At 73.2% G+C, this 18,927-nt stretch carries 17 protein-coding genes and 2 pseudogenes; 13 read left to right on the top strand and 6 right to left on the bottom strand.

From position 1 onward, the window contains the following. Nucleotides 1-9: 9 nt before the first annotated feature. Entirely contained in the window at nt 10-855 is an 846-nt protein-coding gene (locus AB0B40_RS17715; RefSeq protein ID WP_345053874.1) for a helix-turn-helix transcriptional regulator, read from the top strand. Between the two features lie 96 nt (nt 856-951). Here the strand turns inward: AB0B40_RS17715 and AB0B40_RS17710 are convergent, their stop codons facing one another. Then, the gene (locus tag AB0B40_RS17710) at nt 952-1,209 is read right to left on the bottom strand and encodes a hypothetical protein (protein ID WP_362264382.1); all 258 of its coding nucleotides are present in this window, start codon (nt 1,207-1,209) and stop codon (nt 952-954) included. Between AB0B40_RS17710 and AB0B40_RS17705 the strand changes: the two are divergent. Beyond that, nucleotides 1,092-1,598 (top strand): annotated as a pseudogene (locus tag AB0B40_RS17705) (hypothetical protein); the annotation flags it as partial. The gene AB0B40_RS17710 and the pseudogene AB0B40_RS17705 overlap by 118 nt on opposite strands. Before the next feature lie 229 nt (nt 1,599-1,827). Continuing rightward, nucleotides 1,828-2,904 carry an ATP-dependent DNA ligase gene (locus AB0B40_RS17700; protein ID WP_362264380.1) on the top strand — a complete coding sequence of 359 codons (1,077 nt, stop codon included), beginning with the start codon at nt 1,828-1,830 and terminating at the stop codon, nt 2,902-2,904. A gap of 84 nt (nt 2,905-2,988) precedes the next feature. On the opposite strand, the gene AB0B40_RS17695 is transcribed toward AB0B40_RS17700, so the two are convergent. Next, nucleotides 2,989-4,179, bottom strand: coding sequence for a zinc-dependent alcohol dehydrogenase (locus tag AB0B40_RS17695; protein WP_345053865.1), 1,191 nt, complete (start codon nt 4,177-4,179; stop codon nt 2,989-2,991). Between the two features lie 235 nt (nt 4,180-4,414). Beyond that, nucleotides 4,415-4,879 (bottom strand): MarR family transcriptional regulator, encoded by a 465-nt coding sequence (locus tag AB0B40_RS17690; protein WP_345053863.1) that lies wholly within the window; start codon nt 4,877-4,879, stop codon nt 4,415-4,417. A 196-nt stretch (nt 4,880-5,075) separates the two neighbouring features. Between AB0B40_RS17690 and AB0B40_RS17685 the strand changes: the two genes are divergently transcribed. The 7 genes and pseudogenes from AB0B40_RS17685 (at nt 5,076) to pcaD (ending at nt 10,746) form a co-directional block, all read left to right on the top strand. Then, the gene (locus AB0B40_RS17685) at nt 5,076-5,831 is read left to right on the top strand and encodes a CoA transferase subunit A (protein WP_362264378.1); all 756 of its coding nucleotides are present in this window, start codon (nt 5,076-5,078) and stop codon (nt 5,829-5,831) included. Beyond that, a complete protein-coding gene (locus tag AB0B40_RS17680) occupies nt 5,831-6,475 on the top strand; it encodes a CoA transferase subunit B (RefSeq protein WP_362264376.1) in 645 nt (214 codons plus the stop codon). The genes AB0B40_RS17685 and AB0B40_RS17680 overlap by 1 nt, the downstream gene beginning before the upstream one ends. Before the next feature lie 83 nt (nt 6,476-6,558). Continuing rightward, nucleotides 6,559-6,741, top strand: a pseudogene (locus tag AB0B40_RS17675) (3-oxoadipyl-CoA thiolase); the annotation flags it as partial. Between the two features lie 144 nt (nt 6,742-6,885). Continuing rightward, entirely contained in the window at nt 6,886-7,659 is a 774-nt protein-coding gene (pcaH, locus tag AB0B40_RS17670) for a protocatechuate 3,4-dioxygenase subunit beta (protein WP_345053856.1), read from the top strand. A 5-nt stretch (nt 7,660-7,664) separates the two neighbouring features. Then, nucleotides 7,665-8,267, top strand: a complete 603-nt coding sequence (gene pcaG, locus AB0B40_RS17665) for a protocatechuate 3,4-dioxygenase subunit alpha (protein ID WP_345053853.1) — start codon at nt 7,665-7,667, stop codon at nt 8,265-8,267. Then, the gene (gene pcaB, locus AB0B40_RS17660; protein ID WP_345053850.1) at nt 8,264-9,628 is read left to right on the top strand and encodes a 3-carboxy-cis,cis-muconate cycloisomerase; all 1,365 of its coding nucleotides are present in this window, start codon (nt 8,264-8,266) and stop codon (nt 9,626-9,628) included. Before pcaG ends, pcaB begins: the two co-directional genes overlap by 4 nt. Continuing rightward, entirely contained in the window at nt 9,625-10,746 is a 1,122-nt protein-coding gene (gene pcaD, locus AB0B40_RS17655; protein WP_362264451.1) for a 3-oxoadipate enol-lactonase, read from the top strand. Before pcaB ends, pcaD begins: the two co-directional genes overlap by 4 nt. A 395-nt stretch (nt 10,747-11,141) precedes the next feature. On the opposite strand, the gene AB0B40_RS17650 is transcribed toward pcaD, so the two are convergent. Continuing rightward, complete coding sequence (locus tag AB0B40_RS17650) at nt 11,142-13,733, bottom strand: AAA family ATPase (RefSeq protein WP_362264373.1); 2,592 nt, start codon at nt 13,731-13,733, stop codon at nt 11,142-11,144. A gap of 361 nt (nt 13,734-14,094) precedes the next feature. On the opposite strand from AB0B40_RS17650, the gene AB0B40_RS17645 reads away from it, so the two are divergent. Beyond that, nucleotides 14,095-15,177, top strand: coding sequence for a DUF2510 domain-containing protein (locus AB0B40_RS17645; protein ID WP_362264371.1), 1,083 nt, complete (start codon nt 14,095-14,097; stop codon nt 15,175-15,177). A 136-nt stretch (nt 15,178-15,313) separates the two neighbouring features. On the opposite strand, the gene AB0B40_RS17640 is transcribed toward AB0B40_RS17645, so the two are convergent. Beyond that, complete coding sequence (locus AB0B40_RS17640) at nt 15,314-15,928, bottom strand: TetR/AcrR family transcriptional regulator C-terminal ligand-binding domain-containing protein (protein ID WP_345053843.1); 615 nt, start codon at nt 15,926-15,928, stop codon at nt 15,314-15,316. 210 nt (nt 15,929-16,138) lie between these two features. Here AB0B40_RS17640 and AB0B40_RS17635 point away from each other — a divergent pair, with 210 nt between their 5' ends. Both AB0B40_RS17635 and AB0B40_RS17630 read left to right on the top strand, forming a co-directional pair. After that, on the top strand, nt 16,139-16,939 hold the full coding sequence (locus AB0B40_RS17635) for a phosphatase PAP2 family protein (protein ID WP_362264369.1): 801 nt from the start codon (nt 16,139-16,141) through the stop codon (nt 16,937-16,939). Further along, nucleotides 16,936-17,925, top strand: coding sequence for a hypothetical protein (locus AB0B40_RS17630; protein ID WP_362264368.1), 990 nt, complete (start codon nt 16,936-16,938; stop codon nt 17,923-17,925). Before AB0B40_RS17635 ends, AB0B40_RS17630 begins: the two co-directional genes overlap by 4 nt. A gap of 106 nt (nt 17,926-18,031) precedes the next feature. Here AB0B40_RS17630 and AB0B40_RS17625 read toward each other — a convergent pair whose 3' ends face one another. Continuing rightward, nucleotides 18,032-18,880, bottom strand: coding sequence for a phospholipid scramblase-related protein (locus AB0B40_RS17625; protein ID WP_345053835.1), 849 nt, complete (start codon nt 18,878-18,880; stop codon nt 18,032-18,034). Nucleotides 18,881-18,927: the final 47 nt, after the last annotated feature.

Raw genomic sequence — 18,927 nt, 5'->3', positions numbered from 1 at the left:
GCAGTACCGGTGAGCACGGACTATCAGAAGGCACGCGAGGACTTGGGGCGTAGGCTCCGGGAGCTGCGCGTCGAGAGCCCGCACGGCCGTCTCACCGGTACGCGTCTAGCCGAGCAGCTTGGCTGGCCTCAGTCGAAGATCAGCAAGCTGGAGAACGGGCGGCAGACACCGACAGCCGAAGACCTCCGGGGATGGGCGGAGGCCACGGGCCAGCCGGAGGCGTTCGATGAGCTCCACGGCCGGTTGAAGGGCTTCGAGTCGCACATCCGGTCATGGCGGCGGCAGTTGGCGGCAGGTCACCGGCCGGTGCAGGAGACTTGGAACACGCTGGTCGACGATTCCAGCACTCTGCATGTCTGGGAGAACAACGCGGTCAACGGCATGCTTCAGACTGCCGATTACGCGCGGCACATCTTCGAGAGCTACGCGGCACTCCAGAACTCTCCCGGGGACGCGGATGACGCTGTCCGGGCCCGCATGAGGCGGCAGGAGTGGCTTTACCGGCCAGGCAAGCGGCTGCACCTGCTGATGTGGGAGGGAGCGCTACGGGCTCAGGTGTGCCCTCCTGCGGTCCTGGCGGCCCAACTGGACCGCCTCTTGGGCGTCGTGGGCATGGATACCGTCCGTCTCGGGATCGTGCCTCACGAGGCCGCTCTAGGGATTCCGCCCGCGAACCCGTTCTGGATCTTCGATGACCGGCTGGTGATCACCGAGGACTGGCATGCCGAACTGTGGCTGGACGATGCCGACACGATCGCCCTGTACCGGCGCGTCTGGGCGACGCTCAACGAAAGCGCCGAGTTCGGTACCGACGCCCAGCACGTAATCAGCCGCGTGCGTCACAGTCTCAGGTAGGCCACGAGACAAGGGCGCCCCCGACCAGTCCGGCAACTACCGGTCGAGGGCCCTGCGTTGGTGCCACCCCGCACCCGCGAAAGGGCGGCACCAGGTTCAGTTGTTCTGCCGCCGCGCCCAGGACTTGTCCCAATCATCGAGCATGAGACCGATACGGCGTTCGGCACGCCTCGCCACGAGTTCGTCACGGGCCTGGTAGGACCATTCCGTTTCGGCCTCCGAGAGCTGCGCAATTAGTGCTCTCAGCTCCCGGGAGACGTTCGCGGTACCAGGGACCGGGGCGGCCTCGATCTGCGGCCTCGGCGAGCCGTACAGCGAGCCGCGCGAGCACTTCCCGGGGACCGCCGGAGGCACCGTCCGGAGGGCGTCGACATACACGCGGACGGCCTCACCGACCGTGCCGGGTGCGTCGGCGGTGTCGTCGCCCAGATCCTCGCGGCGGGCGTCACGGCAGTTGTCCGGACGGCACAGGGAGTGGTCGCTCCGCGGCCCGTCCCCAGACCCTTGCCGACACGACCGACGGCACACGGAGAGAGCGCAAGGTGCGGCTGATCTTCACCACCGATTCCGGCGAGTCCGTCCAGCGGTCGCCCTGGTCGCGCACATGGCGGAAGATCGTGAAGGGGGCGAACGAGATCCTGACCAAGAACGGGGAGGAGGAGATCCCGGCGGGAACCACCCTGCACGATCTTCGCCACACGTACGCCTCACTGCTGATCCGGCACGGCGAGTCGGTCAAGGTCGTCCAGAAGCGGCTGGGGCACTCGTCGGCGACGGTCACGCTGGACACCTACAGCCACCTGTGGCCGAACAGTGACAGCACCACCCGTCTCGCCGTTGAGCAGGGGCTCGGTGCGATCCTCCAGGGCACATCCCAGGGCACTCCACACGGAGAAACCCAGGGCGACGCAGGGACAGACGGAGCCACCGAAGGACTCAGTAACGCAGCGCAGTTTTGGCAGGTGAGATGCCATGGATCTACCGGTCATGCCGCCGGTCAGGCCGATGCTGGCGAAGAGCGTCAACGCCATCCCAGAAGGCATGCACTACGAGGCGAAGTGGGACGGCTTCCGGTCGATCGTGTTCCGGGACGGCGCCGAGGTCGAGCTGGGCAGCCGTACCGGAAAGCCGTTGACCAGGTACTTCCCCGAGCTGGTCGAGGCGCTGAAGGAGCGTGTGCCGGAGCGGTGCGTGCTGGACGGGGAGATCGTGATCGCGCGGGACGGAAGACTGGACTTCGACGCGCTGACCGAGCGGATCCACCCGGCGGCCTCCCGGGTGCGGATGCTGGCCGAGAAGACCCCGGCCTCCTTCGTCGCCTTCGACCTGCTGGCGCTGGACGACCACGCCCTGCTCGACGTGGAGCTGACCGACCGCCGCGCTCTGCTGGACCGCGCCCTCGCCGAGGCGACCCCGCCGGTGCACCTGGCGCCGGCGACGACCGACATCGAGGTGGCCCGGCAGTGGTTCGAGCGGTTCGAGGGCGCCGGACTGGACGGGGTCGTGGCCAAACCCCTCACCCTGCGCTACCTCCAGGACGAGCGCGCCATGTTCAAGATCAAGCACGAACGGACGGCGGACGTCGTCGTGGCCGGGTACCGCTTCCACAAGAGCGGACCGGTGGTGGGGTCGCTGCTGCTGGGTCTGTACGACGCCGACGGCCGGCTCCAGCACGTGGGCGTGTCGGCGGCCTTCCCCATGAAGAGGCGCGCCGAGCTGGTCGAGGAGCTGGAACCGTTGCGCATGGACGACGTGTCCGGCCACCCGTGGGCCGCCTGGACGGACGAGGCCGCCCACGAGACGGCCCGGCTGCCCGGCGCGCCGAGCCGCTGGTCCGGCAAGAAGGACTTGTCGTGGGTGCCGTTGCGGCCGGAGCGGGTGGCCGAGGTGGCGTACGACCACATGGAGAACGGGCAGCGGTTCCGGCACACGGCCCGCTTCCGCCGCTGGCGTCCGGACCGTACGCCGCAGAGCTGCACGTACGCCCAACTGGAGGAGCCGGTGCGCTACGACCTGGCGGAGATCCTCGGCGAGAAGGACCGCGACTGAGCCACGCGTGCGGCCGCGGTCGCGGCTCCTTCCAGGGCTACGTCCACTGCTCGGCCACGGCTACCGCTACGGCTACGGCTACGGCTACGGCTGCATGAGGATCTTGACGGCGCCGTCCTGCTTGCGCTGGAACATCTCGTACGCGTGGGGCGCCTCCGCCAGCGGCAGCCGGTGCGTGGCGAAGTCCTCGACGCCGAGCGGGTCCTGCTCCGTCAGATAGGGCATGATCTCGTCGGACCAGCGGCGGACGTTGGCCTGGCCCATGCGGAGCTGGATCTGCTTGTCGAACATGGTGAGCATCGGCATCGGATCGGCCACCCCGCCGTAGACACCGCTGAGCGAGATCGTGCCGCCGCGGCGGACCAGGTCGACCGCCATGTAGAGGGCGCCCATCCGGTCGACGCTGAAGCGCTCGGCGAGCGGGCCGCTGAGCTTGCGGGGCATGATCGCGGCGGTCTGCTGGACGAGCTTGGCGATGTTGCTGCCGTGGGCCTCGGTGCCGACCGCGTCGATCACGGCGTCCGGGCCCCGGCCGCCGGTCTCGTCCCGGATCGCCTGGACCAGCGCCTTCTCGTCGTCGAAGGCCCTGAGGTCGAACGTCTCGACGCCGCGCCGGTGCGCCCGGGCCAGCCGCTCCGGGACCAGGTCGACACCGAAGACCCGTTCGGCGCCCCGGGCCCTGGCGATCCGGCAGGCCATGTCGCCGATGGGGCCGAGCCCGAGGACGGCCAGGGTGCCGCCGGGCGGGACGGCTGCGTACTCGACGGCCTGCCAGGCGGTGGGCAGTACGTCGGAGAGGTAGACGAACCGGTCGTCCGGCGGCCCCTCGGGCACCTTGATGGGGCCGAACTGGGCCTGCGGGACGCGCAGATACTCGGCCTGGCCGCCGGGCACGGCGCCGTACAGGCGGGTGTAGCCGAACAGGGCCGCACCCATGCCCTCGTCGGTGACCTGCGTGGTCTCGCACTGGGTGGGCAGGCCGGTGTCGCACATGAAGCAGTGCCCGCAGGCGATCTGGAACGGCACCACGACACGGTCCCCGGGCCGCAGGTTCGTCACCTCCGAGCCGACCTCCTCCACGATGCCCATGGGTTCGTGGCCGAGGATGTCACCCGGGGTCATGAACGGGGTGAGCACCTCGTAGAGATGCAGGTCGGACCCGCACAGCCCGGTGGACGTGACGCGGATGACGGCGTCCGTCGGCTCCTCGATCCGCGGATCGGGCACGTCCTCCACCCGGACGTCCCGCCTGCCCTGCCAGGTGACTGCCTTCATGGATCGCGCTCCCTCTGCTCACGTACGGCTGTGTCCCGTGTGCGGTGGCGGCCGGGTACCCGTGCCCGTCAACGTCGAACCCGGCCCCGTGCCACGAGGGTGCCGGCGCCGTGGAACGCGAGGGTGCCGGCGCCGTGGAACGCGAGGGTGCCGGCGCCGTGGAAGAGGACGGTGCCGTGGAGGGCCGGTGCCGTGGAGGGCCGGTGCCTGGAGGGCCGGTGTCGGAAGGGAGCGGTCAGCCCCGGGCGGCCGACGGCTCGGCCGGGTTGCGCAGGCCCTCGGCCGCGTCGGCGACCCTGCGGATCAGGTCGAAGAACACGGTCCGCTCCTCGGCGGACAGCGGGGCGAGGAAGACCTGGTTCATCCGCGCGGTGCGCACGGCGAGCTTGCGGTGGGTGCGCAGCCCCTCGTCGGTGAGGCGGAGCACGAAGCGCCGGCCGTCCCGCGGATCACGCACCTTGTGCAGCAGCCCGCGCCGGTCGAGACGGCTGATCACCTCGGCGATGGTCGACCGGTCCAGGCCCACCCGCTCCCCCACGGTCCGCTGGTCGACTCCCGGTTCGGCGACGAGAGCGTTCAGGACCGCGAACTGCGGCGAGGTGATCTCCTCCGAGACCATCGTGTTCCACAGCAGGTGGTGCGCCTGCTGGAGCCGCCGGGCCAGGTGCCCGGGGTGGGTGGCGAGGTCCGCCGCGGCCATGTGCGCTCCCCTGGTCGTTTCGTTTGTGCACTGAACAATACGCGGCGCCTGACCCGCCTGTCTCGCCTGGATGGTCGTACGAAGCACAGCTCTTGACGGTCACCGACTGCGGTGGCAGCGTGAGCAGCACCTCGCTCACATACTCAGTGCTCAGATTATCAGTGCACTGATGAACCGGAGAGACGGAGCATCACGCATGGACAAGGTGGTCGCCACGGCCGTGGAAGCGGTGGCCGATGTGCCGGACGGCGCGTCCGTCGCCGTCGGCGGGTTCGGACTCAGCGGTGTGCCGAACGAGCTGATCCGGGCGCTGTACGAGCGCGGTGTCGGCGGGCTGAGCGTGGTGTCGAACAACTGCGGGGCGATGGAGTCCGGGTTGGCCGTGCTGCTGGCCGCGGGGCGGATCGCCCGGGTGACCGGCTCCTACATCGGCGCGAACAGGGAGTTCGCCCGCCAGTACCTGGCCGGTGAACTGGAGGTGGAGCTGATCCCGCAGGGCACGCTGGCCGAGCGGCTGCGCGCGGGCGGCGCCGGCGTCCCCGCCTTCTACACCCCGGCCGGTGTCGGCACCCAGGTCGCCGAGGGCGGACTGCCCTGGCGCTACGACGGCTCCGGCGGGGTCGCGCTGGCCTCGCCGGCGAAGGAGGTGCGCGAGTTCGACGGCGTGCAGTACGTGCTGGAGCGGGGCATCCGTACGGACTTCGCGCTGGTCAGGGCCGCGCTCGGGGACCGGCACGGGAACCTGGTGTTCAACCGGTCGGCCCGGAACTTCAACCCGCCGGCCGCGATGGCCGGGAGGGTCACCATCGCCGAGGTGGAGGAGCTGGTCGAACCCGGCGCGATCGATCCGGACACGGTGCACGTGCCGGGCGTCTTCGTGCAGCGGGTCGTGGCACTCAGCCCCGGGCAGGCGGCGGACAAGCGCATCGAGCGGCGGACGGTGAGCGGCTGATGGCCTGGACACGCGAGGAGATGGCCGCCCGGGCGGCCCGCGAGCTGCGGGACGGCCAGTACGTGAACCTGGGGATCGGTCTGCCGACCCTGATCCCGAACCATCTCCCGGCGGGGGTCGAGGTGGTGCTGGAGTCGGAGAACGGCAGCCTGGGCACGGGCCCGTATCCCGCCGAGGACCAGGTCGACCCCGATCTGATCAACGCGGGCAAGGAGACCGTGACCGTGCTGCCGGGCGCGTCCTTCTTCGACTCGGCGCTGTCCTTCGCGATGATCCGGGGCGGGCACATCGATGTGGCCGTGCTCGGCGCGATGCAGGTGTCCGCCGGCGGCGACCTGGCCAACTGGGCCGTGCCGGGCAGGCTGGTCACCGGGATCGGGGGCGCGATGGATCTGGTGCACGGTGCCCGGCAGGTGATCGTGGTGATGACGCACACCGCGAAGGACGGCTCGGCGAAGATCCTCAAGGAGTGCACGCTGCCGCTCACGGGCAAGGCGTGTGTGAACCGGGTCATCACCGATCTGGCCGTCCTGGACGTCACCGGCGGGGGCCTCATGCTGACCGAGACCGCGCCCGGCGTGAGCGTCGACGAGGTCATCGCCAAGACCGACGCGGAACTGACCGTTGCGGAGAATCTGCTGTGAACCCGGTTTACATCGTCGATGCCGTACGCACCCCGATCGGCCGCTGCAACGGCGCGCTGTCCGCCGTTCGTCCCGATGACCTGTTCGACCCGGCGGTCCTCGACCCACAGGGCGGCGCCATCGCGCTCGGCCACCCGCTCGGCGCCTCCGGTGCCCGGCTCGCCGGCACGGTCGCCCACCAGCTGGACCGCCGCGGCTCCGGCACCGGCGTGGCCGCCCTCTGCATCGGCGTGGGCCAGGGTCTCGCCCTCGTCCCCGAACGCTGAGCACCGCGCCGGCCGGCCCCCGCGTTCCCCTGGGGCCCGTACGTCACCCACGGGCCCGCGCGGCGGATCGCGCCCACGTGGCGCGGCCGCACACCGACTACCGCCTCGTGCCCCCACGGGGCCCCCGGACTTCCAGGACTCACCATGAGCCTCACCCAAGCCGCCATCGACCTCGAGATCGCCGCCGAACAGGCCGCGTACGCCAAGCGCGTCGCCGACGGCGCCCCGGTCGAGCACCATCCGCGTCGCGACTACGCGCCCTACCGCTCCTCCGTGCTCCGCCACCCCAAGCAGCCCCTGGTCGCCATCGACACCGCGCAGGACCCGGAGCTGGTGGAGCTGCACTCCCCCGCCTTCGGCGAGCGCGACATCACCGAGATCGACAACGACCTCACCCGGCACCACCGGGGTGAGCCGGTCGGCGAGCGGATCACCGTCTCCGGGCGGCTGCTGGACCGCGGCGGACGCCCGGTCCGCGGCCAGCTGATCGAGATCTGGCAGGCCAACTCCGCCGGCCGCTACGCCCACGGGCGGGAACAGCACGACGCCCCGCTGGACCCGAACTTCACCGGCGTCGGCCGCACCCTCACCGACGCCGCGGGCCGCTACCGCTTCACCACCATCCAGCCCGGCCCCTACCCGTGGCGCAACCACCTCAACGCCTGGCGCCCCGCCCACATCCACTTCTCCGTGTTCGGCACGGCGTTCGCCCAGCGGCTGGTGACACAGATGTACTTCCCGAACGACCCGCTCTTCCCGTACGACCCGATCCTGCAGTCCGTCACGGACGACGCCGCCCGGCAGCGGCTGGTCGCCACCTACGACCACAGCCTGTCGGTGCCGGAGTTCTCCCTCGGCTACCACTGGGACATCGTGCTGGACGGCCCGGCCGCCACCTCGGCCGAGGAAGGACGCTGACCGCCATGACGACCGCCGACACGAACGCCCCGGAGCGGGTACCGCCCACCCCGTCCCACACGGTGGGCCCGTTCTACGGCTACGCGCTGCCCTTCCGCGGCGGCGAGGAGATCGCCCCGCTCGGCCACCCGGACACGATCACCGTGCACGGGTACGTCCTCGACGGGGAGGGCGAGCCACTGCCCGACGCGCTGGTGGAGCTGTGGGGCCCGCGCCCCGACGGATCGGTGCCGCGGGTGGACGGCTCCATCCGGCGCGACCCCGCCACCGGCGGCTACGCGGGCCGCAACGGCGTGGAGTTCACCGGCTGGGGGCGTGTCCAGACCGCCGCGAACGGCCACTGGTACGCGCGTACGCTGCGCCCCGGCGCGCGCGGCGGGAGCGCGCCGTACCTCAGCGTCTGTGTCTTCGCGCGCGGCCTGCTGGTCCACCTCTTCACCCGCATCTACCTGCCGTGCGACGCGGCCGCCCTGGCTACGGACCCGCTGCTCACCCGGGTGGGTGACCGGCGCGACACCCTGATCGCGAGCGACGAGGGGGCCGGCGTCTACGGTTTCGACATCCGCCTTCAGGGCGAAGGCGAGACGGTCTTCCTGGAGTTCCAGTGACATCTGCGCCCCCTCCGCACACCGGTTCCGCGTCCCCTCCGTACGCCGACACGGGCCTGCTCGCCCCCGAGTGGGGGCTGTCGGCCGCCGCGTCCGAGACCGGCGACCACGCGTATCTGCGGGCGCTGCTCGACGCCGAGGCCGCGTTGACCCGGGCGCAGGCCGCACTCGGGCTCGTACCGGCCGAGGCCGCGACGGCGGTGACCGAGGCCGCCGTCCCGGGCCGGTTCGGCATCCGCGGCCTGGCCGCGCGCACCCCGGACGGCGGCAACCCGGTCATCCCGCTGGTCCGCGACCTGACCCGGGAGGTCGGCGAGGAGTACGGCCCCTACGTCCACCGGGGCGCCACCAGCCAGGACATCATGGACACGGCGACGATGCTGGTCGCCGTGCGCACCCTCGGCCCGGTCCTGGCCGACCTCGGCCGCACCGAGCGGGCCCTGGCCGGCCTCGCCGCCGAGCACCGGGACACGGTGCTGCCGGGGCGGACACTCACCCAGCACGCCGTACCGACCACGTTCGGGCTGAAGGCGGCCGGCTGGCGCTCGCTGGTCCTGGACGCCCGCGACCGCGTCACCCGGGTACGGGGCTCGCTGCCCGTCCAACTCGGCGGCGCGGCCGGGACCCTGGCGGCCTTCCAGGCGTACGGCACCGAGGACGCGACGGCCCTGGTCCGCGCGTACGCCCGTGAAGCGGGCCTGGCCGCGCCGGTGTTGCCCTGGCACACGCTGCGCACGCCGATCGCGGACCTGGCGGGCTGCCTGGCCTTCACGGCGGGGGCGCTGGGCAAACTGGCCGCGGACGTCCTGACGCTGTCGCGGACGGAGATCGGCGAGGTGAGCGAGGGCGACGGCGGCGGCTCATCCGCCATGCCGCACAAGGCGAACCCGGTGCGCTCCGCACTGCTGGCGGCAGCCGCCCGGCGCGCCCCCCAGCTCGCCGCCACGCTGTACGGCTCCCTCGTCGCCGAGGACGAGCGGCCGGCCGGCGCCTGGCATGCCGAGTGGACGCCGTTGCGCGACCTGCTCCGGCTGGCGGGCGGCGCGGCCGGGCACGCGGCCGGACTGGCGGAGGGGCTGCGCGTGCACCCCGCCGCCATGCGCCGGAACCTGGACGCCACCCGGGGCCTGATCGTCTCCGAGCGGCTGTCGGCCGCCCTCTCCCCCGTCCTCGGCCGTGCGCGCGCCAAGCAGCTGGTGACCGAACTGGCCCGCCGCGCCCACGCGGAGGACCGGCCGCTGCGCGAACTCCTCGGCGAGCAGGATGATCTGCCGGACCTCGACCTGGACGACCTGAGCGACCCCGCCCACTACACCGGGTTCGCCGCGACCCTCACCGACCGCGCTCTGGAGCGACGCTGACCATGACACTCCTCCACCACTGGGAAGAAGGCCCGGCCTCGGCGCCGCCCCTGCTGCTCGGTCCCTCGCTCGGCACCTCCCTCGCCCTGTGGGACCAGGTCGCCCCGGAGCTGTCCGCCGCCCACCGGGTGGTGCGCTGGGACCTGCCCGGGCACGGGGGTTCGGCGGCGGACCTGATCGGGCCGGGCGCGACCGTCGGCGACCTCGCCGAGCTGGTGCTGGCGCTCGCCGACACCCTCGGTATCGACCGGTTCGCGTACGCGGGCGTGTCCCTGGGCGGCGCGGTCGGCCTGCACCTGGCCGTCCACCACCCGGAGCGGCTGTCCTCGCTGGCGGTGCTGTGCTCCTCCGCCCACTTCGGCGGGGAGGCACTCTGGCGGGAGCGGGCGGAGCGGGTGCGCCGCGAGGGGCTGGAGTGGCTGGTGGAGAGCGCCGACGCGCGCTGGTTCACGGCGGGGTTCAGCGTGCCGCGGCTGGTACGGGACCACCGGGAGGCCGACCCGGGTGCGTACGCCGCCTGCTGCGACGCGCTCGCCGCGTTCGACCTGCGCGACCGGCTCGCCGGGATCGGCGTCCCGACGCTCCTCGTGGCCGGCCGGCACGATGCCGCTACCCCGCCCGCGCATCTGCGGGAGATCGCCGACGCGGTGCCGGCGGCGACGCTGCTGGAGCTGCCCGGGGCCGCCCATCTGGCGCCGGCGCAGTGCCCGCGGGCCGTGCTGACCGCGCTGCGCACCCAGCTGGACGGGCCGCCGGTGAGCGGGACGGCGGCGCGCCGGGAGGTGCTGGGCGACGCCCACGTGGACCGCGCGCAGGCCCGGCAGACCCCGTTCACCGCCCGCTTCCAGGACTTCATCTCCCGCTACGCCTGGGGCGAGATCTGGACCGACCCGACGCTGTCCCGCCGCGAGCGCAGCATGATCACGCTGACCGCGCTGGTCGCGCACGGCCACCACGAGGAGCTGGCGCTGCATGTGCGGGCGGCGCGGCGCAACGGCCTGACGCCGGAGGAGATCGGCGCGGTGCTGCTGCAGACCGCCGTGTACTGCGGGGTGCCGGCCGCCAACGCGGCGTTCGCGACGGCCCAGCGGGTCCTCGCCGAGGAGGAGACCGGCTGACGAGAGGGCCGGCCGAGGAGCAGGCCGGCTGACGAACGAGGGCCTGCCGGGGGCCTGTTGGCCCCACCTCCGGCAGCAACTCGTCCCGGCGCTCCGGCCGGCGCTTTAGCCCGTCCCCGGCGCTCCGGCCGCCGGAGCAGCCCGCCCCAGCTCTTTGGCCGCCGGAGCAGCCCGTGTCTGATGCTCCGGCCGCCGGATCGGGCCGTGCGATGTCCGTCGCCGCCGGGGCGCCGGGCGTGGTCACGCCGGGCGTCCGGGCGTACGGCGGTGGTGGTCGCTATGACGGGACCGGCCGGCTCGGGCGCACACCGCTGCGTCCGGCCCGCCGGTACGGCGCCCGCTCCCGCCGGTCACCGGGCGGCCGCGACTCGGCGCCTGTCGGCCGGAGGGGTGGGTCAGTACAGGCCCCGTCCCGTTTCCAGCACCTCCCGTGCCTGGGCCACGAGGGCCTCCGCGCCGCAGGCGCGGGCGAGGTCGAGGCCCCGGTTGAGTTCCGCGACGGAGCGGGCGGCGATGCCGTACTCGACGCGGGCCGCCGCGTGTTCGTACTGGCAGGGCGACGCCTCCAGGTAGGTGACGGCCCGGGCGGCGAGCTGTACCGCGTCCTGCCCCTTCGCCAGGGCGGCGGCGCAGCGCAGGGCCTCGCCGATGGCGGTGTCCGTGCCGAACCGCTCGGCCTGCCGGCGGGCGTCGGCCGCGAGCTGGGCGGCACGGGCCGGGTCCTGCCCGGCGAGGGCCTTGGCCAGGTCGATGGACCAGGGCGCGAGGACCGGGTTGTGGCCGCCACGGGATGCGGCGGTCTTCTCGGCGGCCTCCAGTTCGCCCACGCCCTCCTCGGTGCGGCCGACGGCGAGCAGCAGCCGGCCGCGGACGGAGCGGATGTCGGGCAGCACGATGGTGGACGGGTACGGCGGCGCGAAACCGTACTGCTCGGCGACCGACCAGGCCTCCTCGACCCGCCCGCGCGCCAGCAGGGTGTCGACCAGCCCGCAGGTGGACGACCAGTACAGCGGCAGGCGGCGGCCGACGCGTTCGGCGAGGACCAGGCCTTCGCGCAGGATGGACTCGGCGTCGCGCAGTCTGCCCTGTCTGCGGTAGGCGAGCCCGAGGAAGGCGTTGGCCAGCGAGAGGTGGCCGCCGCGCCAGCCGGCCGAGGTGTAGACACGGCGGGCCTCGGCGAACAGGCTCTCCGCTCGGTCGAGCCGGTCGGCGTAGGCGTACGCGCTGCCGAGCATCATCAGCAGTTCCATCCCCCACTCGGGGTCGGTCCAGCCGAGGCCGGGCGCGAGGCGGCCGTTGACGAGGGCGCGGTCGCACAGGTCGATGACCACGTCGGCGCTCTCGCCGTGGGTCATGGCGTCGAAGCCGCGCAGGATGAGCAGGGCGCGTTCGGCGTTGTCGCGGCCGGTACAGGTGCTCGCCAGCTCGGCCAGGCGCCGGGAGCGGGCCGGGGAGACGGTCTCGCCGTGGATGCACTCCCACATGTACTGGAATGCCTGCAGCCGCATCCGGACGGGGCCCGCCTCGTGCCGGGCGGCTTCGGCCTCGACCGTGCGGACGGCCTCCTCCAGCTGGTCGTTGGTGCCGGCGGGGTTGGTCAGGAGGGTGGCACAGCCCAGTTCGTACAGGACGTGCGCGTGCACCTCGGGCCGGGGCGGCTCCTGCAGCGCGCGTTCCAGACAGCGGCGGGCCGCGTCCGGCGCGCCGACGGCGAGGTGTTCGCGGGCGGCTTCCCGCAGCTGCTCGACGAGTTCCTCGTCGTCGTCCGGGTGCACCTTCAGCAGGTGCCGCGCGGCCTCGGCGGCGCCGCGGCCCAGCTCGGTGATGATCTGCGCGGCGACGCCGTGCATCGCGGTGCACACGCCGGGCGGGATGGAGTTGTAGACGGCGGTGGCGATGAGCGGGTGGACGAACTCCAGCTCGTCGGGGTCCCGTTCGGTGCCGACGGACGGGTCGGGCGCGGTGAGGATGCGGGCGTTGCAGAGGAGTTCGGCGCAGTTCCTGGCGAGTTCGTCGGTCATGGTGGCGAGGCGGGCGACCATGTCGACGGTGATGCCGGTGCCGAGGATGGCGGCGGCCCAGGCGAACCGGGTGGCCTCCAGGCCGAGGCCCTTGAGCCGGTCGACCAGTCCGCCGCCGCGGGCCGCGCGGTTGAGGGCGCGCAGTTCCCCGGCGTGCGCCTCGACGGGCTGGAGTTCGCTGTCCTGCACCTTGGCGAGGAGTTCGACGGTGTCGTAGGGGTTGCCGCCGGTGACGGCCCAGACCTCGCGGCAGAACGCGTCGTCGGCGTGCCGGCCGAGGGTGGCGCGGGTGAGCCCGGCGGTGGCGTCCGGGGTGAGGGCGCTGAGGTTGTTGACGAAGCGGCCCGCGGCCTCGGCCACCGCGTCGAGCAGACGGGTGCTGTCCGCGCTCACGTCGCCGGGACGGCGGGCGACCACGACGAGAACGGACACGTCGTCCAGGCGTTCGGCGAACGCGGCGAGCCAGCGCAGGGTTTCCTGGTCGGCCCAGTGCGCGTCGTCGAGGAGCAGCACCAGGGGCCATTCGCGGCGGGCGAGCCGGCGCACCGCCGCGACGAGTCCGTCACAGACGTACTGCGGGTCGGCGCTGCCCTCCTGGGGGTCGATTATACCGAGCGCGGGGCCGGCGATCTCGTACCAGTCGCCGAGGTACTCGCGGGCCTCCTCGGGCAGTAAGGACAGCAGCGCCGGCTGGAGCAGCTGCCGTACCACGTGGAACGGGACGGATTTCAGCGTCTCGGCGCCGCGGGCGGACCAGACGGCGCAGCCACGGCGTTCGGCGATACGGCGCGTCTCGGCCAGCAGCGCGGTCTTGCCCAGTCCCGCCTCGCCGTGAAGGACCAGCAGGCTGCCCGCGGACGTCTGGTCCGCGCACAGGACGTCGAGTGCCTGTGCGACGGCGGCGATCTCGGCGTCCCGCTCCCACAGGGGAGCCGAGCCGGCCGCCGGGGGCCGTCCCTCCGTCATCCCGTTACCTCCCCAGGTCGCCCGAATGACGTACAGACAGCGAGCGTAGCCGTCCGGCGGGGCCCGTGGTGGCCGGTCGCGGCAGCTGTTGCCCGGCCGGGTGAAAGAGCGTGCGGGCAGGCGACCCCGTCCCCGGCCCGACCAGCGGACGGAGCGTCAACCCGGCCTGTCCGGCGAGGCCGGCCGAGCCTTCGGGACGGCCGCGGGGCGGGTGGCGCGGGCGCTGCGGAGCGGCCCGGAGGCACGTGCGGCGGCCGGGGACGCGGGCCCCGGAGAAATCCCTGGCGAAATGTCCCGGTCCGCACGACCGGGCCGGGGATCCTCTCATCCCGCTTTCACCGTCGCCTCATACGGTGGGGGCATGACGCAGGCGACTCCCCCCGGGTGGTACCCCGACCCCGGGCAGACGAACGACGGTCCGCCCACCGAGCGCTGGTGGGACGGCTCGGTCTGGACGGACCGGACCCGCCCCGCCGGCACGGCCGCACCGTGGGGTTCCCCGGCACAGACCGCGCCCCAGCCGCCCGGCCCCGGCCGGTATCCCGCGGCTGCCCCGGGGTACGGCGCGCATCCCGGGTATCCGGGGTTCCCGGCCGTGCCTCCGCCCCGGCCCCGGCGCGGGCTGCGCACGGGCATAGCCGTCGCGGTGACGGCCGCGGTACTGGCGAGCATCGGGTTCGGCGCGTACGCCCTCTCCAAGGACGGCGGCGGCAGCGGGGACCGCGCGGGGTCGCGGCAGGGGCCCGGCGGTGGACGCGACGGCGGCGAGGGCGCCGCGCCCGGCGGGCCCGGGGGCGACTCGGGCGGGTCCGGCGGGCCCGGGGGCGACTCGGGCGGGTCCGGTGGCCCCGGGGGCTCCGGTGGGTCCGGCGGGGGCACGCCGTCCCCGGGCCGGTCCGGGGCGCCGAAGGTCGGGGGCGGGGGCTCGGTGCCCGACCCGGTCAACGGCATCAGCCTGCCGGTGCCGCGGGGCTGGACCGGAGAGCCGATCAGCGTCGGCGCACAGGTGACCTCCGGCACCTCCTACGCGTGCCCGGGCAACTCGGCCAAGACCTGCACCGCGGGCGGCGCCTACACCGCTCCGGCACGGGTCCTGGGCATCAAGGACGACACGGCGGAGGCGGTCGCGAAGGCGGACATCGCGGCCAACGCCAGGCAGTCGTACGGCGGCACGACCTACGGCAGCATCTCCTCGCACCGGGTACTGGCCTCCGAGGCGGTGACCGTGGCCGGGCAGAAGGGCTACCTGGTGCGCTGGAAGGCGGTCACCAGCAAGGGTGCCGACGGCTATGTGGAGTCCGTCGCCTTCCCCTCGCCCGACGACCCCGAGCAGTTCGTGGTGGTGCGCTTCGGCGTGGACGTCGGGCAGAAGCTGTCCGTCGTCGACGAGATCCTCAGGGGCATCAAGGTCTCGTCCGGCGGCGGGAACGGCCAGGACGTGTGAGACACGGATCGGCCGGGCGGGATTCCCCTCCGCTCAAGAGGAATCCCACCCGGCCGGGGGGTGCGCGCCGCCCCCGTCCCCACGGTGCGGCGCGGCAGGTCACCGTTCAGTCATCCCGTGAACGGCGGCCTGGGTCTCAGCTCAGCCCGAGTGCGGGCAGCACCACGGCCTCCACGAAGCGGACGAGGTAGTCGGCGTCGGCGTACTGGCCGTTGAGGACCGGCCGGACCCGCAGGACGCCGAACATCATGGCGGGGATGTACTCCAGCGCGGGATGGCCCGCGGGCACCTCGCCCCGGGCGACGCCCCGGTCGAGCATCTCCTCCAGCGCGGCGATCTCCGGGTGGACCAGTGCCTCGCGCAGTGCCTGGGCCAGTTCCTGGTCCGACGTCACCGCGTGCCCCAGCGCCTGGAGCAGCCGCGTGTCCTTGCCGGACCAGTCGCCCGCGGCCCGCGCGGCCTGGCGCAGGTCCTGGGCGAGCGAACCGGTGTCGATGCCGGCGAACCGCACCCGGCGGCTGGCGCGCAGCGCCGCCGCGACGAACTGCGGCTTGGTCTTCCACTGCCGGTAGAGCGTGGACTTGCTGCACCGCGTGGTGGCGGCGACGCCCTCCATGGTGACGGAGTCGTAGCCGCACTCGCGGATCTGTTCCAGGACGGCGTCGAAGAACTCCCGCTCACGCTCCGGCGTGATCTTGGAGCGGCGCGAGGCGACGACCGTGTCGGGTCCGTCCGCGGCCTGCGACGTCATTGCGGTGCTTCTCCTCACTCGTGCCTGCGTCCAGTGTGGCGCACATCAATCGATACGCAAGTGTACCGGTACTCGGCCGTATCGGTACACTGGCGTATCGGTACGACAACGTATCGATGAGGCCCGGTCTCAACCGAGGCTCAGACGCACCACATCACGCACCACGTCACGCACCACCACACGCACCACCGTCAGCGAAGGGGCCGGGGGATGAATGCCCGAACCGAGCCTGCGGAGGCGGAAGCGGAACCGGAGACCCCGGCACGCCCCCCTCTGATACGTGAGTTCCTGCTGGTCGCCGGACTCTTCCTGGTCTACAAACTGGGCCGTCAACTGGCCACCGGCCACACCGGGGACGCCTTCCACAACGCCCGCCGTGTGTGGCACCTGGAACGCGCCGTGCACCTCCCCCACGAGAACGCCGTGCAGTCCGCACTGCTGCACGGCGACACCCTCGCCCGGCTGGCGAACACCTACTACGCGACCGTCCACTTCCCGGCCACGCTCGCCTTCCTGGTCTGGCTCTACGTGCGCCGGCCCGCGCACTACGTGTGGGCCCGCCGGGTCCTCGCCGCCGTCACCACGGCCGCCCTGGTCCTGCCGTTCACCTTCCCGCTGGCCCCGCCGCGGATGCTGGCCGGGACGGGCCTGGTGGACACGGCGCAGCTCTACGGCCCGTCCGTGTACGGGCCGCCGTCCAGCGACCACCTCTCCAACCAGTTCGCGGCGATGCCCTCCCTGCACTTCGGCTGGGCGCTGATGGTGGCGGTCGGCCTGATCGCCGCCACCCGGTCGCACTGGCGGTGGCTGTGGCTGCTGCACCCGCTGATCACCCTGCTGGTGATCGTGGGCACGGCGAACCACTACTGGCTCGACTCGATCGTCGCGACGGCCATGCTCGCCCTCGCCCTCGCGCTCATCCGTCGCCCGCGGCGCACGGCCGGCACGGCGGGGCTCGGCGTCGGCCGGCCCGTCACGCGCGAGCCCGTCCTGGTGGGAGCGGGCCGATGAGCGCCGCCGTCCTGGCCGCCCTCGGCCTGTCCCTGGTGTCGGCCGTCGCCTACGCGCTGGCCGCCGTCGCCCAGGAACGCCTCGCCGCGCACAGCGCCGGCACCGGCCTGCTGCGGCTGCTGGGCACCGGAGCCTGGTGGTCGGCGGTCGGGCTGAACGCCGCCGCCGCGCTGCTCCATGTCGTCGCCCTGAAGTACGGCCCGCTGACCGCCGTACAGCCCCTGGGTGCGCTCACCCTGGTCGCCGCCGTGCCGCTGGGCGCGCGGGCGGCCGGGCGGCGGGTCAGCGCGGCGGAGTGGCGCGGTACGGCGCTCACCCTGCTCGGACTGGCCGCACTGCTGGTCACCGCCTCCGGTCCGGCGCCCGCCCGGGTGCTGTCACTCACCGAGGCCCTGGCGGTCGCGGGTACGACCGCTGCCGCGATCGGCCTGCTGTCCTGGCCCGGTGCCCGGCCGGGCCTCCGGCACGCGACCGCGTCCGGCTTCGCCTCCGGGGTGGCCTCCGCGCTGACCCAGACGGTGACCGTGGCGGCCACGGACCGCTCCGGCCCCGCGCTGAGCACCGAGGTGATCGTGGTCGCCGTGCTCGTCGCCGCGTTCGCCGTCGGCGGGCTGCTGCTGTCCCAGACGGCCTACCGCGGCGGCCTCGGCGCCCCGCTGGCCGTGGTCACCCTCGCCAACCCGGTGGCCGCCGCGGTGATCGGCCTCACCCTGCTGGGCCAGGGGCTCCAGGGCGGGGCCGGCGGAGTGCTGCTGGCCCTGGCCGGCGCGGGGCTCGCCGCGCGGGGCGTGCTGCTGCTCACCCGGACGGCTTCCGCGTCCGGGCGAGCGGAACGGCCCGGGGAGCATGCCGAACCCGGCGAACACGGCGAACACGACGAGCACCCGGTGGCGGCGGTGCTGGCCCTGGAGCCCGGTACGGCGACGGCCGAGCCGGTGCTGGTGCCGCGGCAGCCGGAGCAGCCGGGCCACCTCACGGCGCTGTGACCACAGCGGCTGCGACCACAGCGGCTGCGACCGCATGCGACGGCGGCCGGTGCGCGGAGGACGTCCGCGCACCGGCCGCCGTCGTCGTGCGGGTCGGAGAGGCCGGTCAGCCCCAGCCGCGCGCGTCCTGCTTGAGCGCGGTGTCCACGGTCAGCGCCGTCGCCACCACAAGGCTCAGCAGCGGCTCGGGCAGCTGGTAGTGGATCTGCAGGACGTAGTTGTCCGCCGTCGTGAACAGCGTCTTGGCGAGGCCTTCCCAGGTCTTGGTGATCCGGGCGACCTCGTTGTCCGCGTGGTCGACGATCGCGAAGTTCCAGGCCCGCCAGTTCTCCGCCTTGATCGCGCCGACCTGCTGGCCGTTCGCCGTCATCGCGAAGTTGATCTTGCCGATCATGTTCTTCTGGACGATCTCGCCGACCGGCGAACCGTCCGGCCGGGTCACGATCACCCGGGACTTGAAGAACTTCGCGGGCCGGGTCAGCAGCAGCTGCGGCCGGCCGTGGGCGTCACGGATCTCCAGCTTGTGGGTCAGGAACTGGTCGAGGCTGGAGACGAAACGCAGGATCTTCCTCAGCACCCCCTGACCGACCTGGGTGACCGAACCGATCTCCCGGCCGCTCTGATCCATGACCTTGTACTCATTGGTCAGCTCGATCAGCTTGGCCTTCTGGTTCACGACCAGGACGGGTTCCGTGAAGAGGGTGCCGCCGCCGGGACCGCCGGGCGCGACGCCGGCCTGCCGCTGCACCTGGCGCTGCACCTTGGCGTCACCGGCCTGCTGCTGCGGGAAGGCGGCCTGCTGGGCGGGAGCCTGCTGCGGCGGAGCCTGCCCGGCGGGCTGCTGGACCGGGTTGGTGTGGTCGGTCCACTGCACGCCGTCCCAGTAGCGGAGCGTCTGGGCGGCCCCGTGCGGATCCGGGTACCAGCCTGCAGGAGTGTTCGATTGCGTGGTCACCGGGGCACACTACCTTGATGTGACCAGTACCTGACCAGGCCGCACGG

The sequence above is a fragment of the Streptomyces sp. NPDC042638 genome (assembly GCF_040647235.1).
Taxonomy (GTDB): Bacteria; Actinomycetota; Actinomycetes; order Streptomycetales; family Streptomycetaceae; genus Streptomyces; species Streptomyces rameus.
This window is presented reverse-complemented; position numbering and strand designations above follow the sequence as displayed.